The sequence below is a fragment of the Bradyrhizobium sp. Leo170 genome (assembly GCF_004296405.1).
Taxonomy (GTDB): domain Bacteria; phylum Pseudomonadota; class Alphaproteobacteria; order Rhizobiales; family Xanthobacteraceae; genus Bradyrhizobium.
Map to the genome: position 1 here is coordinate 1 of NZ_PSRR01000524.1, position 3,699 is coordinate 3,699.

Annotated in this window: 1 protein-coding gene; it reads right to left on the bottom strand. The window is 66.8% G+C overall.

Annotation, left to right across the window (positions count from 1 at the left end; genetic code table 11):
• On the bottom strand, nt 1-3,566 hold a 3,566-nt coding region (locus CWO89_RS41770), incomplete at its 3' end, for a two-partner secretion domain-containing protein (RefSeq protein WP_207234690.1).
• Between the last annotated feature and the right edge of the window lie 133 nt (nt 3,567-3,699).

Sequence of the window (3,699 nt, forward strand, 5' to 3'; positions counted from 1 at the left end):
CCGCCGGCTGCATCGATGCTGCCGGCAAAATAGAGGCTGGAGCCCACGAGTTGCAGCTTGCCGCCATTGCTCCAGGCAGCCTGCCCGACCAGACGCGGCGCGAGCCCGCCCTGCGGCTGCTGGATCAGGTTGCTCTCCGCGGCGACGGCCGCGCCCTGCAGATTGAACTGCGCGCCCGGCCGCACCACCACGGTGTTGCCGCCGAGCGTGATGGTGCCGCCATCGAGCAGCGCGCCGGTGGAATACGCGACAACCCGCGGATTGGGCACGAACACGCCGCCGACATCGAGCACGGCGCTGGAGCCGATCGAGACCTCGCCGAACACATTGATGGCGCCGCCGGGCGCAACGATGCTGCCGAGCACGGTGACGTCGCCCAACGCAGACGTGATGTTGTTGGGTCCAACGACGATTGCATTCCCCCCGACCAGGCTGACGGTCGCCCGCGGATCGGCCACAATGGCGGCGCCGCTGTCGATGACAACGCTGGTCCCGTTCAATGTCAGGCTGAGCGGCTTACGCAAGCCGTCCGGCAGCAGCCCCGCGGACGCAAAATCGCGCATCGGCACGCCGGTCGGGATCTGCACGACACCGCCTGTGGGTGGCACGACCGTCGGCTGCTGCAGCACCACCTGCGTGCCGGCGGTGACTGTGGTTCCGCCATAAACATCATTCAAGGTATACTGCGAGAAACCGCCGCTGGTGAAGAATGAGGGTGACAGAACCAGCTGACCGGTACGGGCATCCGACACGGCGAAGCCCGCGGCGGACGACCCGACCCTGGCGGCTGTCGCGCTCGACACATAGGACGTGGCCTCTGCCGCCGCGCCGTCGATGACAATGGTCGGCACCTGCAGGGTCAGCGTGCCGCCGCCGTCGAAGCCTCCCGCATAGATTGTGCCGCCAAACAGCACATTGGCTTGATCGGGATGATTAGTCCCCGTCGGAAGGAAGTTATACGCGTTAGCCGGGGCCTGGGGGTCATTGCTGAAAAGAACCCACCGGTTGCCCCCACTCTTCGACGTGTATGTCTGAAGCGCCAGGCTGCCGCCCTGGCCGACCGGCAGGCCGTCGGATCCGGTCCTGAGCTTGCCGGTGGTGTCGACATAGCCACCTCCGGACACGTCGATGATGCTGCCGGGCGCCAGCACGATGCTCTGGGTGACGTCGACGAAGGTGCCGTCACCGCTGTCCGACGCGTTGCCGGCCGCGAGCGTCGAGATGCTCACGCTGCCGCCGTTGATGAAAGCCTGGCCCTCGAGCTGATCCGACAACAGGCCGGTGTCGTTGACCCAGCGGCCGCGCACGTTGAGCACCGCGTTCGAGCCAATCACCAGCGCCGGCGTCGGTGGCGATTGCGGATTGTTGACGGCATAGGTGAAGCCGGTGAGGCTGATCTTGCCGGCGGATGCGCTCAGCGTGCCGTCGATGGTGCCAACACCGTCGAGGGTGATGCTGCCGCCGGGGCGCACCGACAGGACGGCATTGGTCGCCATGTCGAGCTGGTGCGCGCCCGTGATCGTCACACTGCCGAGCGACGCATTGGAGAGCACGTCGGTGAAAATCGAGAACACGCCATTGGCGAGCGTCGGCGACCAGGTGGACGCATTGGTGAAGCTGAGGCCGCTCAGGCCATACGGGTCCGCTCCCGCATCCGCCTGCGACTGCAGCACCACGTTGTTCGGGTTGAAGCTGGTGGCATCGGTCGACGGCTTTGCGAAGCTGATGCTCAGCGACGCACCGCTCGGCATCTTGTCCAAGCCCGCGCGCTGGCGGGTGCCGGCGACCGCATTGCCGATGATGTTGTTGACGATCGGGTTGACGGCGGCCACGGTGACGGAGCCGGCATCCGCGCCGGCGATGTAGGCCGCCTCGTAGTGCGAGTAGCTGCCGCCGCCGAACGGATTGGAATAGATTTCGGTCAGCCTCGGGTCGACGGTGCCGTTGACCTTGTGCAGGACGGTGAAGCCGTTGGCGAGGCCGAGATAGGCGACGTTGGGATCGGCGCTGCCGATGTCGTAAATGCGCCCGTTGGCGCCGAGCAGGCGGGTGGTGGTGATGACGCCGCCGGTGTACTGCACATAACCGGCCGAGACATCGATCACCGCACCCGGCTGTTGCACGACGTTGCGGCCCGACGTCGTGAAGCTACCGCCGGCGGTGAGGATCTGCTGGATGCTCTGGGGGATCAGCCCGATATAGCCGTCCACGTCGATGATGGGCGAGCCGACCCGAGCATCGATCAGCACGGTTTTGCCGATGAGGCTCTTGGCGAGCGGACTGTCGGCCACCTCGGCGGAGGTGATCGTGATGCTGAGCTGGTTGACCGACATCGGCAGCGTCACGCCGGCGATGCCGGAGAGATCGATGGTGCTGCCTTTCTCGAGCAGGACCGTGCCGTCGATGCCGGCGCCGATCGTCAGCGCAGCGCCCGGCGCCTTGATCAGCGCGCCGGCGCCGCCAGTGCCGCTGCCCTGCACGTCGACACTGCCTATCGCCTGGATATTGATCGTCGGCTGCAGTACCGCCTGGAAATACGGCGACGCACCGTTGCTGCCGTTGACCGTGACTGAGGAATTCGCTGTTGCGGTCGGCAGCGTGCCGCTGCTCTCGTCCGGCAGGATCGTAGTCAGGCTTGATGCTCCGAGCACGATGTCGCCGCTCGCGCCACTCGCGCAGCCGCCTTGCGGGCAGACCGTGCTCAGGCTGATCGAGCCGGTGCGCGTGGTGGCGGTGGTGGCGACGATGCCGCCGAGTTGGTTGATCGCGCCGCCCGAGAGCGTCGCCGCGCCGTCATTGGAGACGAGCAGGCCGCCGGCCTCGTTGGTCACGGCGCCACCGCCGGCCACCACTTGCATCGCGGTCCTGGTTCCAACGTAGTTCGAAGGCGGCGTGACCAGGTAGACGGAGCTGTCCGAGGCGAGGATGATCTGGCCATTCTGGGTGGTGATGCGGCCGGCATTGCTGACGCCGCCGTCGGCGAGCAGCGCCACATAGCCGCCGTCGCCGGTGGAGGTGATCTTGGCGCTGGTGTCGATGATGGCACCGGGCTGGACGATGACCTTGCCCGTGCCGCTGCCTTGATTGAAGATCGCGGCACCCGAGCCGGTGACACCGGCCGCCTGCGGCACGTCGCTGAGCAGCGAGAACAGCCCGTTCTGCAGGAAGCCCTGGTAGTTGGTGGCGCTGAGCTTCGACGACAGATCCAGCGTCGAGGCGATCAGGGTGTGGACGTTGATCTGGCTGGTGCCGCTGAAGATGATGCCGTTCTGGTTGATCAGGTAGACCGCGCCGTCGGCCTTGATGGCGCCCATGATCTGGCTCGGCGAGGCGTTCGACGCGACCCGGTTGAGCGCCGCCCAGCTCGCGTTGCCCTGCTGGTTGAAGTTGACCGTGGTGTCCCTGCCGACGTTGAACGACTGCCAGTTCAACACCGCCTGCGACTGCGTCTGCTCGATATTGACCGTGGTCTGGCCGTTGCTCGTCGTTTGCGTCGGGGTGTTGGCGCCGACCCAATTGGTGACTGGATTGGCGACGCCGGGCGCGGCGAGGCCGCTGCTCGGCACCAGTCCGCCGATGTTCAGACCGTTCGGGATCGAACTCGGCGCGCTCGCCGCGAGACCGCGCGCCGCGCTCTGCGCCGCCCCGCAAGGCCTGGATCGCCTGCGCCGCGCGCGCCATCGACGCTTGCGTGTTCTG